The organism is Amycolatopsis sp. NPDC043885 (assembly GCF_056435685.1).
Genome location: NZ_JBWKEA010000003.1, coordinates 438,722 through 457,058, shown reverse-complemented (window position 1 = coordinate 457,058; position 18,337 = coordinate 438,722). Strand labels below are relative to the sequence as shown.

Genomic DNA, 18,337 nt, shown 5'->3' with positions numbered 1-18,337 from the left:
GGAGAGCAAAGGACGCGAACGTAGCATCGTCCGATGACTAACGGGGACCTCGTCCGCGCCCAGGCCCTGCTCGACAGGGTCCTCCTCGCGGACGGGCACAACGATCTGCCATGGGAGCTGCGGGTCACGACCGGGCCGGACCCGGTCGAGGCCGTGACCGGCACGGATCTCACGGTCCGTCAGCCGCATCTGCACACCGACTTCCCGAAGCTCGCCGAAGGCAGGCTCGGGATGCAGTTCTGGTCCGTCTACGTGCCTTGCCAGTTCGAGGGCCACAGCGCGGTGACGGCGGTGCTCGAACAGATTGAGATCGTGCACCAGATGGCCGAGCGCTACCCCGATCGCCTGGCCCTCGTGGACACCGCCGACGAGGCCGAAACCGCTTTCCGCGACGGCAAGATCGCGTCGCTGCTGGGCGCCGAGGGCGGCCACAGCATCGCCGAATCCCTTGGCGTGCTGAGGATCCTGCGCCGCCTCGGCGTCCGCTACATGACGCTCACCCACAACTACAACACCACCTGGGCCGACTCCGGCACCGACGAACCCGAGCACGGCGGGCTCACCGAGTTCGGCCGCGACGTCGTCCGCGAGATGAACAAGATCGGCATGCTGGTCGACCTCTCGCACGTCGCGCCGAGCACGATGCGCGCCGCGCTCGAGGTCAGTTCCGCGCCGGTGATCTTCAGCCACTCCTCCTGCACCGCGGTCAACGACCATCCTCGCAACATCCCCGACGACGTCTTGGAAACCTTGGCGGCCAAGGACGGCGTCGCGATGGTGACGTTCGTGCCGGGCTTCATCTCGCCGAAGGTCGCCGAGTGGGACGACCGGCTGCGCCAGGACATGGAAGCCGCGGGCAAGGACTACCGGAACATCGACCAGCGCACGAAGTTCACCGCCGAACGAGGCGGCCCCGAGAAGCCGAAGGCGGGCATCGACGACGTCGTCGCGCACATCGAGCACGTGCGCGAAGTGGCGGGCGTCGACCACATCGGGCTCGGCGGCGATTACGACGGAGTCGCGACGCTGCCCGAAGGCCTCGAAGACGTTTCGAAGTACCCGGTGCTGTTCGCCGCGCTGCTGGAACGCGGCTGGAGCGAAGAGGACTGCGCGAAACTGGCCGGGAAGAACACCTTGCGGGTGCTGCGTGCGGCGGACGAGGTCACCCGTTCGGACGCTTGAGAGCGCGATCAAGCCCGCTTCGGCGGACACTGTCCTGCATGACGCAGCCGGAGGAGGGCGCCGCCGAGGTTCCCGTCAAGCCGTCCGAAACCGCGGGCGGCGCACGCCACAGCGGTAAATTCGAAGCCGGCCCGAAGCTCAAACGGACGCGGGTGAGCGGCACATGGATCGCCGTCATCGTGGCGTTGATCGTGCTGGTGTTCCTGCTCGTGTTCATCCTGCAGAACCAGGACACGGCCACCGTGCACTTCCTGGGCATGTCCGGGAGCATGCCGCTGGCGGTCGCGATGCTGTTCTCCGTGATCGCCGGTGGCGCGCTGGTCGCGCTCGTCGGCGGCGCCCGGATCCTGCAGTTGCGCAAGCAGGCCAAGAAGTCGCGGCATCAGCTGCGCTGAGGGACCCCGCGGCGGAACTCGCTCGGGCTGACGCCCCGCACGCGTTTGAACGCCGCGCTGAACCCGAACGCGTCGGAATAGCCGACGGTGCGGGCGATGTCGGAAATGGTCGCGTGCTCCGGTCCGGCGAGGAGATCCGCCGCGAGGGTCATGCGCCAGCGGGTGAGATAGGCCAGCGGCGGTTCGCCGACCAGGTCGGCGAACCGTTTGGCCAGCGTCGACCGCGAGACCCCGGTCCGCCCGGCCAGCGTGCCGACGGTCCACGGTGCCGCCGGTTCCGCGTGCAGCAGGCGCAGGGCGTCGCCGACCACCGGATCCCGCTGCGCGGCCCACCACGCCGGGGGTTCGCCGCCCGGCCGGTCGAACCACTCGCGCAGCGAACAGACGAGCATCCAGTCCAGCAGCCGGTCGAGGACCACCTGCTGACCCGGCGCGTCGACGGCGACCTCGGCGGCGAGGTGCTCCAGCACGGGGTCGCCCGCGCCACCGGCGTCCACGCGCAGCACGACGGGCAGCGCGTCCAGCAGCGGGCGGCCGATCTCGCCGCGCACCGGGTACGCGCCGACGATCAACGTCGTCTCGCCACCCGGGTCGTCGACCCAGCCGAGCCGGTGCCGGGTCCCGCCCTGTTCGGGCGTCGCGCAGTGCTCGCCGCACGCGATCGGTTCGGCCGGAGTGCCGACTTCGTCGACGAAGGTGAACGTCGCGGGGCCGCGTACGATGACCGACTCGCCCGCGCGAAGCGGCTCGGGCGGGCCGTCCTCCGGGACGACCCAGCCCGCGCCGGTGAGCACGGCGCACAGGGTCAGCGGCGCGCCGTCCACGAAGTGCAGGTTCCACGGCGGGGACAGGGTCGAACTGCCGAACAAGGAGCCCTGGGACCGCACGCCGCGGATCAGGTCACTGAAGACGTCCACCTTGCCGAGGTTAGACGAATGGACAGGCGATCCGGCCTTTCACCTATGGGCGCGTCCAAGTCTGCCGGGTTGAATCGAGTTCATGCTGACCACTGACGACCTCGAATTCCTCCGCCGCCCCCTGCACGGATTCCTGACCGTGGCCGGCGGCCCGGTCCGGCCGGTGTGGTTCGAGGCTGCCGACGACGGCACGATCCAGCTGTTCACGCCCCGCGAGTCGCCCAAGGTCCGGAGGCTGGACGACGATCCCCGCGCGTCGATCATCGTGGCCGCCCCGGGGGGCGAACGCGAGCGCTGGGTCTCGGTCTCCGGCGGCGTCACGGTGGAGCCCGGCGGGGCGCACGAACTGGCCGCGCGGCTCGCCGAGCGCTACTGGGACCTCGAAGACCCGGCCCACGCGGGCGAGCTCGCCGGGATCCAGACCCTCGATCTCGTGCGGCTCGTCATCCGGCCGGAGAAGGTGAGCCGTTACCTGATGTGATGATCGAGGTCATCCCGAGCAGGGTGGCGCAAACGTTTTCGTCGCCCTCGGCGGTGACCCGGGCGCGGTCCGCGGGGTTCCGGGTACACAGCCGCCAGAAGGTGTCCGCGTCCGTCGTCACCGAGGCCAGCGGCGCGCGTGACGTCGGCGCGACCCGGTCGAGTTCCCAGCCGTCGGCGGTCCGCCGCGCCGTCCACTTCCCGCCACCCTGGCCGGTGACGGTGTAGGCGACCTGCCTGCCGGCGCGGGCGTCGACGTCACGCAGGGTGTACGGCAGCGCCCGCATGAAGGTATCGATCACCGGCCCGCGGAACTCCGGCTCGTCCAGCGTCCGCGCGCCCACGGCCTCGCGGATCTGCTGCTGGTGCACCCAGAACTCGGTGTACTCGCGGGCGACGTCGAGCCAGACCGGCGCCGGTTCGTCCCCGGCCCAGCTCACCGGCTCGCCGACGGCGTCGAGGTCGGCGCGGCCCCACATCTCGGCGATCTGCGAGGTGCTGTCCACCAGCATCGCGAACAGCACCTCGGGGGACAGCCGACGGCACGCGACCACCCATTCGTCGTTGATCCGGTCGATGAAGTCCCCGAAGCGTTCGCCCTCGCGCGGTGCCGTCGCCCGGTAGTCGTCGCGGTCTCGGGACAGCCTGCCGAGTTTGTCGCCCAGGATGTGGGCCGCGAGATCGTGCACCGTCCAGCCCGTGCACACCGTCGGCGCGGCCCACCGCTCCGCGTCCAGACCGGTGAGCACGTCGAGCAGAGCCTGCTCCTCCCGCGCGAACAGCGGGAGGACGTCGATCGGCGGACCCCAGCGCGTGAAGCTCATGGTGACCATCCAAACACCCAGGTCCATCACATTCTCGGCCATTCGGCCTACTCGCAGGTAGCATCAGCGCGAACGTGAGGGGAGTGCCCGTGAGCAACGATCGACCCGCCGGTGAAGACCTGGCCGCTTTCGCCAAACGCGCGGGACAGCTGGCGGGCTGGGCCGCCCGCACGGGCTTCGAGTTCACCCGCAAACTCCCCGGGGTCGAAATCGCGGAACAGATCGTCAAACAGGGCGAGCGGCAGCTGCTTTCGGAGCTGCGCCGCCGTCTCGACGAGGTCGACGACCCGTACCACGCCGCGCTCACCGCCGCGTCCGCGATGAACCGGCCCGACACCAACGGTTCGCGGCCGGTCGAGGCGACCATCACCCTCGTGCACACCCGCGCCCAGCTCGAACCGCTCCGCGCGGCGATGGCCGAACTGCTCAACCACTCGATCGGCTTCGGCCGCGAGCGGGCCCGCGAATACCTGTACGCGATCATCCTGCGGCAGCTCACGCCGGACGAGGCCCGCATCCTTTCCGCGCTTTCCGACGGCTCGCCGTTCCCCGCCGTCGACGTCGCCGAGCGGACCAGCCTCGGCGCGGCCGGACGGTTCGTGCTCCGCAACGCTTCCACCGTCGGCAAGGCCGCCGGGGTGTCACTGCCGGACCAGGTGCCCGGCTACCTCACCAGGCTGATCGGGCTCGGCCTGATCGAGCTGGACGAAGAGGTGCCCGCGCTGGAGACGCAGTACGAGATCCTGCTGACCGACGAGACCGTCCGCGAGGCGGAGAAGTCGGTCAAGCGGGCCAAGTTCGTGAAGCGCACGGTCCATATTTCCCGGCTCGGCGCCCAGTTCTGGCAGGCCTGCGACCCGAGCGCCGGCTGACTTCGGCATGGGTGCGTTCCTCGACGGGATCCTCGCCGATTTCGGCGAGCACTGGCCGCTCTACGTCTCCATCCCGATCGTGGCCGCCCTGATCGGCTACACCACCAAACTCGTCGCGATCCGGATGATGTTCCAGCCGGTCGAGTTCGTCGGCATCAAACCGTTCCTCGGCTGGCAGGGCATCGTGCCCAAACGCGCCGCGCGGATGGCGAGCATCGCCTGCGACACGATGACCGAGCAGCTGATCAAACCGGCCGAGGTCGTCGCCAGGCTCGATCCGCAGAGAATCGCCAAGGAGATCGAAAAACCGCTCCAGGCAGCGGTCGAGGACATCGTGCGCGACGTCGCCGCCCACTATCAGCCGGGGCTGTGGGAATCCCTGCCGGTGGGGATGCAGCGGCTGGTGATCCAGCGCGTCCAGGCCGAGACGCCGCGGATGGTCGCGGCCGTGCTGGAGCTGATCAAGTCCGATGTGGACAGTGTATTCGACCTCAAGGGCATGGTGGTCACCGCACTGGTCAAGGACAAACGGCTGCTGAACCGGATCTTCCAGGAGGCCGGCGACAAGGAGTTCAAGTTCATCGCCCGCTCCGGCATCTTCTTCGGCGGGCTCATCGGCGTGATCCAGATGGTCGCGTGGGTGCTGTTCAAGTTCCCGCTGATCATGCCCCTGTTCGGGCTTTTCACCGGCTGGTTCACCGACTGGCTCGCGCTGCGGATGATCTTCTATCCGATCGAGGAACGCCGGTACTTCGGCGTGCGCTGGCAGGGCCTGTTCCTGAAACGGCGCGGCGAGGTCGCGGAGGCGTACGGCGCGCTGATCGCCAAGGAGATCATCACCCCGCACAACGTGATCGAGGCGGTTCTGCACGGCCCGCTGTCGGACCGCGTGCTCGGGCTCATCCAGCGCCAGCTCGACGAACAGCTCGGGCGGCGTATCGGCGTCGGGAAACCGCTGGTGGTGTTCGCCGTCGGCAGCAAGCGGTATCAGGACATGAAGCTGAACATCGCCGAGAAGATCATGGACGAACTGCCGGACACCATGCGGTACATCGAGGACTACGCGACGGACGCGATGGACATCCGGAACGTGCTGGTGACGAAGATGAAGGAGCTGTCGCCGCGCGAGTTCGAGGGACTGCTGCGGCCGGCGTTCCAGCAGGACGAATGGATCCTGATCGCGACCGGTGCCGTCCTGGGTTTCGCCGTCGGTGAGGCGCAGGTCCTCCTGCTGGAGCACTTCGCCGCCTGACGACCCGCATTTAGTCCTCTGGATGCGGTAGTTGCACGCGCAAGGACCGCATCCAGAGGACTAAATGCGCGGATGGCTGCCTCATCGGCGGTACACCGGGCCCTCCGTCCGGTCTAGAGTGCCTCCTGCACTGAGCCTTGGGGGAGGGCGCACATGGCCGACGCGGGGAGTCCGTGGCCGCAGGAGATCCGGCTGGCGATGACCATGGTGGGCGGGGCGAGTCTCGCGGTCTGGATGGGCGGGGTCGCCACCGAGACCTCGCATCTGCTCCAGGCGTCGAGAACGCCGGAATCGAAAAGCCCGTACCGGGCCTTGCTCGATCTGCTCAACGCCACCGTCTCGCTCGACGTGCTCACCGGCACGAGCGCGGGCGGTATCAACGCGGCGTGCCTCGGGCTGGCCGAGGCGTTCCGGTCGAGCCCGCAGGTGCTGCGCGACACGTGGATCAGCACGGGATCGCTCGACAACCTGATCCGCGATCCCGGCGAGAAGGAACCGCGTTCGCTGCTCGACGGCGACAAGGTGCTGCTCGGCGATCTCAAGGACGCGCTGCACCGGATCACCGACAAGGCGACGGTGAAACCCGACTGTCCCGACATCACGGTGCTGCTCACCGGCACGATGATCGACGGCGAGACGACCAGGTTCGACGACGCGCTCGGCAATCTGGTGCGGGACACCGAACACCGGCTCTTGTTCCGCTTCGATGGTCCTTTGTGGACGGACGAGGTGGTCGGCCCGCTCGCGCTCGCCGCAAGGTCCACCGCGTCGTTCCCCGGTGCCTTTGAACTTTCCCGGATGCCGATCGGCGAGAAGACCGGACCGCTGCATCCGGACATGACGAAGTACACCGACGTCACGCGCTCGCACTGGCTCACCGACGGCGGGGTGCTGCTGAACAAACCGTTGCGCCCGGCGCTGCGGGAGATCTTCGAGCGGCAGTCGCATTCGGACGTCCGGCGGCTGCTGCTGTACGTGGTGCCGACGGCGGAACGCGAGGCCGAGCGGGTCGTGGTCGATCCGGAGCGGCCGCCGCTGCTGGGTACCGCGATGAGCAAGGTCGTCGGCACCGTGCTGAGCCAGACGATCAGCGCCGAGCTGGAGGACCTGACCAGGCACAACGACGCAGTCGTCCGGACAAGGGGGACCCGGGTTTCCCTTGCCGCGATGGGGGTTCGCGGCGGCCCGGACTCGCTGGTCGACCAGCGGCTGATGAACGACTACCGCGACCGGCGCGTGCAGGAGGACGCCACCGCGCTGGTCCGCGAGGCGACCCGCAGGCTCTCACTGTCCGATGTGGAGGATCAGGGTCGCCAGTGGGCGTCCGGCACGGCGGCGCAGCTGCGCGCGGCCGCGGCGGCCGGGCTGCGGGACGGCCTCCCCGCCGAGCCGCCGAAGGACACCTGCGAACTCGCGGATCTCGTCGCCTTCCGCACCACCGCGCTCGACGATTCGGTCGCCACCGGGCTGCAACTGGTGAACGCGGGCTTCCGGCTCGATCCGTCGCCGGAGCACGCGGTGCAGCTCAACCGTTGCCGCGTGCTGCTGCACGAAGCGCGGCACAAGGCGGCGCGGGGGAAGCGGCTCGCGGGCTGGGTCGCCGAACAGGATCCGCCGACGGCCGACGTCACGCTGGCGGCTTGGATCGAAGGCCTCGCCAAGGAATGGGCCGCGCTCGGCCGCGCGGACACATTGAAGGAGGCGTGGCCGCTCGTCGTCGCCGCCCTCCGGCAGGCCACCCCGGTCCTTTTGCCGCTGGCGCAGGCGAAACCCGACACCGAAGCCGCCGACACGGTCAGCACGCTGCTGGCGTGGACCGGGCTCACGTCCGACGACAAGAGTGCGGGTGATCCCATCGTCACCTCGCGGCTGGTGCGCCTGCACATCGCGACGCGGGGGCTGCTCGCGCAGGCGCCGTCGGTCGACCAGCGGGTCGATCTCGTCCAGGTGAGCGCGGATTCGCGGACGCTGCTGGACATGAAACGACGCCGTTCGTGGGACAAGCTCACCGGCATGCAGGCCGACTACTTCGGCGCGTTCTACAAGGCGTCCTGGCGCGCGAACGACTGGATGTGGGGCAGGGTCGACGGCGCGGGCTGGCTGGTGCAATGCCTGCTGGACCCGAAACGCCTGCGCCTGCTGCGCGACGTCGTCGGGCGGGAGGCGTTCCGGGCACGGGTACGGGACACCTTCAAGGAGATCGGCTGGCGGCAGCCGGGCACGGAAGACGGCCTGTCGCAAGAGGAAGCGGACGCCCTGCGCGCGCAATTGGCCGGGGAGCTGGCTTTCCTCGGCCTCGACGGTGAACTGGCCGATGTGGAAGGAGAAGCCGGTCTCCCGATCAGCATGCCGGTGACGGCGATGGTGCTCGCCAGGGTCCGGCAACTGGAGATCGCGCGCGAAGAACTGCCGTGTGTCGGCCTCCACTGTGGACACGACGCGAAAACGGCCAAGGGCAACGGGAAACCGTCGGAACGGTTCCGGCGTATGATCGAGAACGAGCCCGAAACCGACGAACAGACCCAGCGCGCGTTCCAGGCGTGCCAGGTCTCCGGCGAACGGTTCGAACACGAACGCGGGACGATGCTCCTGACGAAGACGCTGGTCAAGGCCGGTGCGGCCGGGCTCAACGCGGCCGCGGGGGCGACGCGGGTGCCGAAGTCGGTCCAGCCCGCCGCGACCTTCGCCAAGGCCGCCGGGCGCAGCGCGTGGTGGATCACCCGCGGGGCGGCCACCCTGCCGTCGCCGTGGAACGTGCTCGCCGCGCTGATCACCGTGCTGGCCGGTTTCGTCCTCGGTGGACAGGGCGGCCCGGTCCTGCAATGGGTCGGCGTGCCGGTGGCCGCGGGCGCCATCGTGTTCCTGGTGGTGAGCCTGATGACCTTGCGCAAGACGTGGCGGATGATGCTCACGGTGCTCGGCGTGCTCGTGGTGGCGACCTTGCTGTTCGCCGCCTTCCTGCCACCGGTGCGCGACCCGCTGTTCGGCTGGCTCGGCGACGTCGTCGCGGGCTGGCGGCGTGGCGAGGCGCCGGTCTGGTGGCTGGTCGTCTGCCTGCTGCTCGTGCTGCCCGCCATCTGGACGCCGCTCGGCTCGCTCGCGGGTCGCAAGCGGCGTCGTGAATAGCGGAATCGGGCGCCGAATAGCGCCCTGACCCTGCGACGAAGCGGTAACGGTTGGTATCGTCACGTGCAGTGAGACCGCAGCGAGGCGGCCTTACCCACAAGTGCTGCGCTTCAAACGTTACCGTTACCTTTGTCACGTGTGTTTCAAGGTTGTTGCAGGTAGCCGCGTTGCCGCCGCCGCGCTGATCTGACCGCGCCCGAATCCTCCGGTACGTTTCTTGGACATGTCCGGAAAGCACTTGATCGAAAATCCGACCAAGGCAGACGGTGCCGCGCTCTGGAGAATCGCCCGCGATTCCAAGAAGCTGGATCTCAACACGCCTTACGCCTATTTGCTGTGGTGCCACGATTTCGCCGACACCTCGGTCGTCGCGAAAGTCGACGGCACGCCGGTCGGCTTCGTGATCGGGTACCGGAAGCAGGACACCGGCTTCGTCTGGCAGGTCGCCGTCGACGCGTCCCAGCGAGGAAAAGGCCTGGCCGGAGCTCTGCTCGACGAGCTGTTCGGCCAGTTGACCGCCCAGGGCGTCCGGTACCTCGAAACGACGATCACGCCGGACAACGAGGCTTCGATCCGGTTGTTCGCCTCGTTCGCCAAGCGGTGGGACGCCACCGTGGAACGCCAGGATCTGTTCTCCACGACGGATTTCCCGGCCGAGGAAGGAACGCATGAGCAGGAGGACCTGTACCGCATCGGTCCGCTCAGCAGTCAATAGAACGTAAATCCGGGGATCTCAGGGAGAAAGAAAACGTGATGAGCATTTTCGAGGAACTCGAATCCGAAGTACGCAGTTACAGCCGTGGCTGGCCCGTCGTGTTCGACAGGGCGCAGGGGAGCTACCTGTACGACGAGGACGGCAAGGCCTATCTCGACTTCTTCGCCGGCGCCGGCGCGCTCAACTACGGGCACAACAACCCGGCGCTGAAGCGGGCTCTGATCGACTACATCGCGCGTGACGGCGTGACGCACGCGCTCGACATGTTCACCGTGGCCAAGCGCGACTTCCTGCAGACGTTCCAGGAGAAGATCCTCCGCCCGCGGGATCTCGACTACAAGGTCGTCTTCCCCGGTCCCGGTGGCGCGAACGCGGTCGAGGCCGCGCTGAAGCTCGCCCGCAAGGTGACCGGCAAGGAATCGGTCATCAACTTCACCAACGCCTTCCACGGGATGACGCTGGGCGCCCTCTCGGTGACCGGTAACTCGATGAAGCGCGGCGGCGCGGGTGTCCCGCTGGTGCACGCCACCCCGATGCCGTACGACAACTACTTCGACGGCTCCATCCCGGACTTCCTCTACTTCGAGAAGCTGCTCGAAGACTCCGGCAGCGGCCTGAACGAGCCCGCCGCGGTGATCGTCGAGGGCGTGCAGGGCGAGGGCGGCATCAACGCCGCGCGCGTCGAGTGGCTCAAGGCGCTGGACGACCTGTGCAAGAAGCACGGCATCCTGCTGATCCTCGACGACGTCCAGATGGGCTGCGGCCGCACCGGCCCGTTCTTCAGCTTCGAGGACGCGGGCATCAAGCCCGACATCGTGTGCCTCTCGAAGTCCATCGGCGGCTACGGCATCCCGATGGCGCTGACGCTGATCCGCCCGGACCTCGACGTCTGGGAGCCGGGCGAGCACAACGGCACCTTCCGCGGTATCAGCCCGGCGTTCGTCACCGCGACCGAGGCGCTGCGCGTCTACTGGAGCGACGACGAGCTGGAGAAGTCCACCAAGGCCAAGGGTGAGCGCATCGCCGCCGCCTTCCAGGGCATCGTCGAGGCGTACCCGGACGCGAACCTGTTCGCGAAGGGCCGCGGCCTGGCCCGGGGCATCGAGTTCGCCGACGGCGACCTCGCGGGCAAGGTCTGCGCCGCCGCGTTCGAGCGCGGGCTGCTGATGGAGACCTCCGGCCCCGACGGCGAGGTCATGAAGGTCCTCCCGCCGCTCACGCTGACCGACGACGAGCTCACGAAGGGTCTGTCGATCATCGACGAAGCCGTCGCCACCGTCCTCAACTGACCTGAACCGACCGCCCTCGACCAGGAACGAGAAGGAGTTTTCCTTTGCTTGTCAGAACACTCGACGAGGTCACCGACACCGACGCCGACATCAAGACCCCGAACTGGCGCAGCAAGCGCATCGTGCTGGCCAAGGAGGGCGTCGGTTTCTCGGTGCACGAGACCACGCTGTACGCCGGGACGGTCAACGACTTCTGGTACGCGAACCACATCGAAGCGGTGTTCATCACCTCCGGTGAGGGGGAGCTCGAAAACACCGCGACCGGCGAGGTCTTCCAGCTGAAGCCGGGCACGTTGTACCTGCTCAACGACCACGACAAGCACCAGGTCCGGCCCAAGACCGAGATCAAGTGCGTCTGCGTGTTCAACCCGCCCATCACCGGCCGTGAGGTTCACGACGAAAACGGCGTGTACCCGCTCGTCACCGAACCCTAGAAATCGCTCGAGGAGGCGACTGCATTGACGCTGACCGACACCCGAGTCGACGACAGTTACCCGACCCGCATCACGGGTAAGCCCGAACACCTGCCCAGGACGCACCCCACCGTCTGGGGCACCGAGGCCGACGGTCCCTTGGACGCGGCCACGCTCGCGAACCACGAAACGCGTGGTTTCACCGTCGTCGACCAGTTGTTGTCGCCTGGTGAGGTCCAGGCCTACTGGCAGGAACTCGTCAGGATGTCGTCGGGGGACCACCGCGACGACGAGCGCGTGATCACCGAGGCCAAGACCGGTGAGGTCCGCTCCATCTTCGACGTCCACGAGACCAGCGAGCTGATCGCGGAACTCGTCCGCGACCCGCGCGTGCTCGACCGGGCCCGGCAGATCCTCGGCTCCGAGGTCTACATCCACCAGAGCCGCGTGAACTACATGCCCGGCTTCAAGGGCACCGGGTTCTACTGGCACTCGGACTTCGAGACCTGGCACGCCGAGGACGGCATGCCGGTACCTCGCGCGGTCAGCTGCTCCATCGCGCTCACCGACAACTACCCGTTCAACGGCGGGCTGATGGTGATGCCGGGTTCGCAGCGGACCTTCGTGCAGTGTGCCGGGGAAACCCCCGAGAACAACTACAAGAGTTCACTGAAAGAGCAGCGGGTCGGCGTCCCGAGCGAGGAAGACATCACCGCGCTCGCCGCCGAATACGGAATCGACCAATTCACCGGACAGGCCGGTTCGGCGCTCTGGTTCGATTCGAATGTGATGCACGGTTCGTCGAACAACATCACGCCGTACCCGCGGTCGAACATCTTCCTGGTGTTCAACAGCGTCGAGAACGCGCTGCGGGAGCCGTTCGCCGCGATCGAACCGCGTCCGGCGTTCATCGCCGGCCGTGACTCGACCCCGCTGTCGCGCTGACGAAACCGCAGGTCGCGAAGGCCATGACGGGGCGCTTGTAGCCGTCGGTGTGCACCCTGTTACGTTGTCGCCACGTGAGCGGGCCAGTGGGCTCGCTCACGTAGGTGTTGTCGACGGCCGAACGGGTTCTTCGCTCGGGGTGAGCCCACCCGGACGGACGTGGACGCCGATGTCCGGTGTGGGTCGCGCCCCCAGGCGGCCCAAATCGGATATCTCCCGGCTCCGTGCCATCAGATCGGGACTGATGGCACGGAGCCTTTTTCTTTTTCGTGGTGATGCGTGTTTGGTGCCTGTTCGCGAGCCGGAAGTACATGAAGGGGGTCTTCATGTACTTGGGGAGGTCGAGTTTCCTCGGCTGAGCCGTGGGAAGGCGGCCTTCACGCGCTACCTGCCGCGGCTGCGTGGCTCAGGACACGCAGTGAGCGCCGGTCACCCGGCAGTCGAAGTCCACAGTGGACGCTACCCGCCCGCTTGGCGCGCTTTGTCCGTATCGCCGAGGTCGTGAAGGCCTCCTTCCCTACCCTGAAAGTAGGGAAGGAGGCCTTCACGACCTTGAGTGTCCTGGTTGGCGGCGTCTTGGCGCGGTAGGTTGGCTACTCCGGTAAGGGGAGAGATCGGAGGAGGGGGGCTTGTCATGGGCGAAAGCGGCTCCCCTGCCCGCTTCCAACTCCTTGGTCCCGTGCGCCTCCTCGACGGCGATCGGCCGGTCCCCGTCGGCGGCCCGGGCGTCCGTGGTCTGCTCGCGCTGCTGGCGCTGAAGGTCAACAAGGTCGTCGCGCTCGACGAGATCATCGACGCGCTCTGGGGGCACGACCCGCCTGCCACGGCCCGCACGATCGTCCACGGCAACGTTTCGCATCTGCGGCGCGTGCTCCGGGGCATCCAGGGCGATCATCCGCACGGTGCCCGGATCCTCACCGCGCCGCCCGGCTACCAGCTCACCGTCGAACCCGAGCGGATCGACGTCCACCGCGCCCGATCCCTGCTGGAGCGGGCTTCCGCGGAGGAGCCGGAGAAGGCGGCCGAACTGCTCACCGAGGCCCTCGCGCTCTGGCAGGGGCCCGCGCTCGCCGGGGTGCCGGGGTCGGTCCGCGCTCCCGAACTGGAGGACCTGCGGCTCGCCGTCCACGGCGCCAGAGTCGACGCGGACCTCGAACTGGGCAGGCACGCGGAACTGATCGTCGAGCTCAGCCCGCTGGTCCGCGCGAACCCGCTCGCCGAGCGCACGGCCGGTCAGCTGATGCGCGCGCTCTACCACGCCGGCCGCCGGGGCGACGCGCTCGAGCTCTACCGCACGGTGTCCCGGGCGACCCTGCGCACCCTCGGCGTCGAGCCCGGAGCGGAACTGCGCTGGCTGCATGAACGCGTCCTCAACGACGACCTGCCGGTCAAGGTCGCCGCGGAACCGAAGGCCGAGGCGGCGCCCGTCCAGCAGTTGCCGCCCGCGGTGCCGAACCTCGCCGGACGCGAGGCCGATCTGGCCTGGCTCGACGAACTCGCCGAGCGCGCCGAAGCGGGCGAGACCGCGGTCGGCGTGGTCACCGGGACGGCCGGGATCGGCAAGAGCAGCCTGGTGGTGTGGTGGGCGCATCGCGCGGGCCGCCGCTTCCCCGACGGCATCCTTTTCGCCTCGCTACGGGGTTTCGACCCGCATCATCCGCCGCTGGAGCCCGCCGACCTGCTCACCCAGTTCCTGCTCGGGCTCGGCGTGCCTGCCGAGGGCGTCCCGGAACAGGTCCACGAACGCGTCGCTCTCTACCGCTCGATGATCGCCGGACGCCGGATGCTGGTCATCCTCGACAACGCCCGAAGCGCCGAGCAGGTCCGGCCGTTGCTGCCGCCCGGTTCGCGGTCGATGACGCTGGTGACCAGCCGCTCCCGGCTCGACGGGCTCGCCGTGTCCAACGCCGCCAAGCTGCGGGTGCTCGGCACCCTCGCGCCCGGCGACGCCGTCCGGTTGATCGAGGAACTCGCCGGGCCCGCCGGCTACGACCTCAACCACGCGCTCGCCCGGCTCTGCGGTTATCTCCCGCTGGCGCTGCGGATCGCGGGTGCCCGGCTCGCCGCCAGCACGCAGTGGTCAGCGCAGGATCTGGTCGACGAACTGGGCAACGAACGGACCAGGCTGGCCGCGCTCGACGTCGAGGGCCCGGACGACGGCGTCCGCGCGGCGTTCGACGTCTCCTTCCGGGGGCTGCCGCCCGAGGTCGCGGACACGTTCCTGCGGCTCGGCGTGGTCCAGTGCGTTTCGGCCGGTTCGCATCTGACGGCCGCGATCGGCGGGATCACCGTCGCCGAGGCGCGGCGGCATCTGCGGGTGCTCGCCGCGCACAACCTGCTCGCCGAAACCGGCCGCGACTCCTTCGTCCCGCACGACCTCGTCCGCCTGTTCCTCCGTGAACTGGCGGAGAACGAACTCGACGAAGCCGACCGGGAAGCCGTCCTGTCGCGCTCGGTGCGGTTCTATCAGGCCGTCGCCGACCGGGCCCGGCGCAAGATGCTGCGGATCGTCGACCCGCTCGACTTCACCGGGGTGCTGACCGACGCGCAGACGCCGCCGATCGGTTCCTTCGACGAGGCGCAGGACTGGTTCACCGCGGAATGGGAGAACCTGATCGAGGTCCTCGAAGCCGCCCGCGCCGCCGGACGCCACGACGACGTCTGGCAGCTGGCCAGGGTCGCGCACACCTATCGAGCGGTGTACCCGCTGCTGGACGAGTGGACGCGGCTGGTCGGGATCGGGCTGGAGGCCGCCGAGCGATCCGGCGACGTCCTCGGCCGGTGCTGGATGCTGATCTCCCGTTGCGCCATCGCCCTCACCTTCGAGCTGCCGCAAGGCTGCCTCGCCGACGCCGAACGCGCGCTCGAACTCGCGACCGCGATCGGCGACGACCGGCTGATGAACTCTGCGAACATCCATCTCGGCTCCGCGCTGACCCTGCTGGGGCGGCACGACGAGGCGATCAGGACGTTGCGGCGGGCGGTCGAGGAGACCGAGCGGACCGGTGATCTCGAATTGCGCGGGCAGGCGCTCAACAACTGCGCCGAGGCCGAAAAGCGGGCCGGGCGGTTCATCGAGGCGATCGGGCACCAGGTCGCCTCGCTGGAGATCGACCGGACCCTCGGCGACGAAAGCTACGTCGTCGTCTCGCTGAACAACCTGGCCGAATTGAGCATGCGGATCGGCGAACTCGCGGCGGCCGAGCGGTACGTGTGGGAAGCCGTGGACCTGACGATCAGCAGACGGTTCGTCCTCCAGGAGGGCGTCCTGCGGCTGACGCTGGGCCGGGTGCTGCGGTCCGGGTCGGATGTGGACGGTGCCCGCGAACAATTCGCGCTCGCGCTGAAAATCCTCGCGGACGCCAATCCCAAGCTCGCCGCACTGGTCCGTGCCGAACTCACGGACCTCGGCGAAACTCCGTGAGTGATCCTTAGCGGATTCTTAGTGGCCTCGCCGCGCACGCGCGTAGGGTCCGATTCAGTGTCGATCGAGCCCTAGGGGAGGGGCATCGGTAGTGATCGGCGCTCGGGCGGGCCCGTTCCGGGGCCGTCTGAAGAGCCGCCAGGAGCGGCTCGTGGCGGTCCGGCCGGTGGAGGTGGGGGCGATACCGGCCGGCCGCCAGGCGGCACCACCGCGTTTCGTCCTCTGAATGCGGTCCTTGCGTGTGCAACTACCGCATTCAGAGGACGAAACGCGTGGGGTCAGCCGGTGCCCGCCGTGCACAGGGCGATGGTCTGGCCCTTGTTCTCCGCCACCTTCTTGCCGTTGACCAGGATCGTGCAGGCGATCTGGTTGCTGACCGACGAGTTCCGGGTGTCCGCGGTGACGGTGAGCAGGTAGTCGCCCGAGTTGAACGACGCCGTGCCGCGCCATTCGTCGGTGCTGGCCGGGGTCGTCTCGGTCCGCTGGTCGTTGAGCGAGCCGTACCGGATGGTAGCGCCGCCGGAGGCGCTGACGACGAACTCGACGGTGTTCTTGTCGCCGGCGACCGCCGGGACGTGCAGCCCCGACTCGCCGGTTGCGAAGAAACTGGTGTAGACCAGTAACCCGCCGGCGGCCAGCAGTCCGGTGATCGAAAGCGCGAGCCCCGCGATCCCCATTCCCTTCTTGTCCGCCTCGCCCTTCTTGATTTTGGTCAAACCGATCACGGAAAGAATCAATCCGATCACGGCGAGCGGCCATGCGGCGATCCCGGCGACCGGGACGAAGGCGACCCCGAGTGCCGCCATGCCGACCAGGAAACCTGCGATGACCACGCCGTTCTTGGGTTTGCGGTGCCGTGTTCCGTGCGCGGCGAACCCAGAGCCGTAGCGGGTGGCGGGCGGGTGCGGGAGAGGTGGATCGGTCGGCATACATGCCCTTTCGGAGGCTTCCGTCCGAAGACGTTAACCCATCGTTCGGGGCAATGGCCGAAATTGTTACCTGCTGGAAAAAGTCATCATTCAACGATGATCAAGCGGTCACCGATATTTTCTGACGAGAATTGTGGCATCGCCGAATGTCGGAAACCCGATCACTGATCGAACAGGCTGACTTCCGGGGTGATCTCCAGCAGTTCGTGCACCGGGCGGCCGCGGCGGCCGTCGATGGTCGTGGTCCGCACGACGCGCAGCCGCGCGGTCACCGGCCGGTCCAGGTTCTCCTTGATCTCGTCGAGCAGATCCGGCGCGACCGCGCCCTGGATCGTGCCGCCCGATTCGCGTTCGAGATAGAAGATCCGGCGCCGCGTGCGGACGCCGTCCAGCCTGCCGCTGACCGTCTCGTAGCCGACGGCTTCACGTGACTCGCGCAGGCTCCCGGAAAGGATCCTCGCCTGCTCGGTGGTCATGCTGCGGGTCAGCTCGTCGCCCGCGGTCGGGGTCAGCGCCATGCCGATCCCGGCGTGTTTGCTGACCGCGTTGACGATGTCGCTGACCGCGTTGCGGACGGTGTCGCGCTGCAGCAGCACCGCGTCCAGCGCGCCGTCGTCGGAACCGTTGGCGGGCAGGAAGTCGCACAGTTCCTTGACCGCGCGTTCGGACAGCGACTCGATCCCGTCGTGGATGAGCGCGTCGTCGAGCGCCGGTTCCGGGAAGCCGAAGAAGATCGCGTTGCCCGCCTGTCCACGCTGGATCAGCGGGGCCTTCTCCCGGTCCGCGGGCTGGACGAAGGTCACCTCGCCCGACGGGTTGCGGATGATGTGCCCGATCTTCGCCGTCGCGTCCTGCAGCGCGCGGCTGATGTCGGAGAAGGTGTACGCGTCCAGATGCGACTCGCCGAGCACGGAAACGCGAAGCAGCGGCGAACGCGACGTCCGCTCGAACTTGGCGTACGCGGCCATCGCCGACGCTCGGGCGAGGTCGTCGAGCCAGGTGCCGCCGGGGATCTCGTCGGCGATACGCCGGAATTCGTTCCTCACCAGATCACTTCCGGAATTCCCCTGCCACCCGATGCCCACACTTCCTCCCAGATCTCCTCGTCGCCGGGGCGGCAGAGGAACCCGTCGAGCATGCCGCCGACGGGCTGGACCTGGTCCAGGTACATGGCGGGCTGGCCGACGATGACCCCGCGCAAGGTCAGCAGCCCGTACAGCGCAGAGCGCCCCGCGTCGTCGAGCCGTTTGAGCGCGCCCCATTCGTCCGGGATCAGCACCACGTCGAGCCCGAGCGGCGCGTGCGGGGTCCTGGCGGTCAGATCGCCGCCGATCCACGCGCGGCCGGTCGGCATGATCCGCCGGGCGACGCCGAGGTAACTGTTCAGCGCGCTGAACAGGATTTCACGGTCGTTCTGGTGCGGCGCGTCGAAGACCAGCCGCTCGTAGACGTCGGCCAGATCGGCGGGATGGCGGCCAGGAGGCAGCAGGTTGTGCGGCGTCCAATAGGGGAGCGCCAATCGGAGCCTCCTTCGTGTGCCGGAGCTCCCGATCGAAGAAACGTACCCGGCGTCC

16 protein-coding genes are annotated in these 18,337 nt (G+C 68.4%); 11 read left to right on the top strand and 5 right to left on the bottom strand.

All coding sequences use genetic code 11. From position 1 onward, the window contains the following. Positions 1-33: 33 nt before the first annotated feature. Together AC069I_RS15125 and AC069I_RS15120 are read left to right on the top strand one after the other, a co-directional pair. Positions 34-1,182, top strand: a complete 1,149-nt coding sequence (locus tag AC069I_RS15125; RefSeq protein WP_478265640.1) for a dipeptidase — start codon at positions 34-36, stop codon at positions 1,180-1,182. A 38-nt stretch (positions 1,183-1,220) separates the two neighbouring features. After that, positions 1,221-1,577, top strand: coding sequence for a LapA family protein (locus AC069I_RS15120; protein ID WP_478230268.1), 357 nt, complete (start codon positions 1,221-1,223; stop codon positions 1,575-1,577). Here AC069I_RS15120 and AC069I_RS15115 read toward each other — a convergent pair. Next, positions 1,565-2,494 carry an AraC family transcriptional regulator gene (locus AC069I_RS15115; RefSeq protein WP_478230267.1) on the bottom strand — a complete coding sequence of 310 codons (930 nt, stop codon included), beginning with the start codon at positions 2,492-2,494 and terminating at the stop codon, positions 1,565-1,567. The two genes, AC069I_RS15120 and AC069I_RS15115, sit on opposite strands and share 13 nt — an antisense overlap. Positions 2,495-2,576: 82 nt before the next feature. Here AC069I_RS15115 and AC069I_RS15110 point away from each other — a divergent pair, with 82 nt between their 5' ends. Further along, a complete protein-coding gene (locus tag AC069I_RS15110; RefSeq protein WP_478265639.1) occupies positions 2,577-2,975 on the top strand; it encodes a pyridoxamine 5'-phosphate oxidase family protein in 399 nt (132 codons plus the stop codon). Here AC069I_RS15110 and AC069I_RS15105 read toward each other — a convergent pair. Further along, positions 2,938-3,807 (bottom strand): maleylpyruvate isomerase family mycothiol-dependent enzyme, encoded by an 870-nt coding sequence (locus AC069I_RS15105; protein ID WP_478265638.1) that lies wholly within the window; start codon positions 3,805-3,807, stop codon positions 2,938-2,940. The genes AC069I_RS15110 and AC069I_RS15105 overlap by 38 nt on opposite strands. 80 nt (positions 3,808-3,887) lie before the next feature. Between AC069I_RS15105 and AC069I_RS15100 the strand changes: the two genes are divergently transcribed. From AC069I_RS15100 to AC069I_RS15065, 8 genes are all read left to right on the top strand, one after another. Beyond that, positions 3,888-4,670 (top strand): Abi-alpha family protein, encoded by a 783-nt coding sequence (locus tag AC069I_RS15100; protein ID WP_478230264.1) that lies wholly within the window; start codon positions 3,888-3,890, stop codon positions 4,668-4,670. Positions 4,671-4,677: 7 nt separating this feature from the next. Further along, positions 4,678-5,922: a DUF445 domain-containing protein gene (locus tag AC069I_RS15095; protein WP_478230263.1), complete on the top strand. Its 1,245-nt coding sequence runs from the start codon at positions 4,678-4,680 to the stop codon at positions 5,920-5,922. A gap of 153 nt (positions 5,923-6,075) precedes the next feature. Beyond that, the gene (locus tag AC069I_RS15090; protein ID WP_478230262.1) at positions 6,076-9,048 is read left to right on the top strand and encodes a patatin-like protein; all 2,973 of its coding nucleotides are present in this window, start codon (positions 6,076-6,078) and stop codon (positions 9,046-9,048) included. A gap of 223 nt (positions 9,049-9,271) precedes the next feature. Continuing rightward, positions 9,272-9,763, top strand: a complete 492-nt coding sequence (gene ectA, locus AC069I_RS15085) for a diaminobutyrate acetyltransferase (RefSeq protein WP_478230261.1) — start codon at positions 9,272-9,274, stop codon at positions 9,761-9,763. Between the two features lie 38 nt (positions 9,764-9,801). Beyond that, the gene (ectB, locus tag AC069I_RS15080) at positions 9,802-11,052 is read left to right on the top strand and encodes a diaminobutyrate--2-oxoglutarate transaminase (protein ID WP_478234065.1); all 1,251 of its coding nucleotides are present in this window, start codon (positions 9,802-9,804) and stop codon (positions 11,050-11,052) included. A 44-nt stretch (positions 11,053-11,096) separates the two neighbouring features. After that, positions 11,097-11,486: an ectoine synthase gene (locus tag AC069I_RS15075; protein WP_007033454.1), complete on the top strand. Its 390-nt coding sequence runs from the start codon at positions 11,097-11,099 to the stop codon at positions 11,484-11,486. A 24-nt stretch (positions 11,487-11,510) separates the two neighbouring features. Continuing rightward, positions 11,511-12,410, top strand: a complete 900-nt coding sequence (gene thpD, locus AC069I_RS15070; protein WP_478230259.1) for an ectoine hydroxylase — start codon at positions 11,511-11,513, stop codon at positions 12,408-12,410. Positions 12,411-13,044: 634 nt separating this feature from the next. Next, positions 13,045-15,834 carry an AfsR/SARP family transcriptional regulator gene (locus AC069I_RS15065; RefSeq protein WP_478230258.1) on the top strand — a complete coding sequence of 930 codons (2,790 nt, stop codon included), beginning with the start codon at positions 13,045-13,047 and terminating at the stop codon, positions 15,832-15,834. A gap of 278 nt (positions 15,835-16,112) precedes the next feature. Here AC069I_RS15065 and AC069I_RS15060 read toward each other — a convergent pair whose 3' ends face one another. From AC069I_RS15060 to AC069I_RS15050, 3 genes are all read right to left on the bottom strand, one after another. After that, entirely contained in the window at positions 16,113-16,763 is a 651-nt protein-coding gene (locus AC069I_RS15060; protein WP_478230257.1) for a DUF4190 domain-containing protein, read from the bottom strand. Positions 16,764-16,924: 161 nt separating this feature from the next. Beyond that, positions 16,925-17,809: a hypothetical protein gene (locus AC069I_RS15055; protein WP_007033450.1), complete on the bottom strand. Its 885-nt coding sequence runs from the start codon at positions 17,807-17,809 to the stop codon at positions 16,925-16,927. After that, on the bottom strand, positions 17,806-18,282 hold the full coding sequence (locus tag AC069I_RS15050; protein WP_037335500.1) for a DUF6932 family protein: 477 nt from the start codon (positions 18,280-18,282) through the stop codon (positions 17,806-17,808). The genes AC069I_RS15055 and AC069I_RS15050 overlap by 4 nt, the downstream gene beginning before the upstream one ends. Between the last annotated feature and the right edge of the window lie 55 nt (positions 18,283-18,337).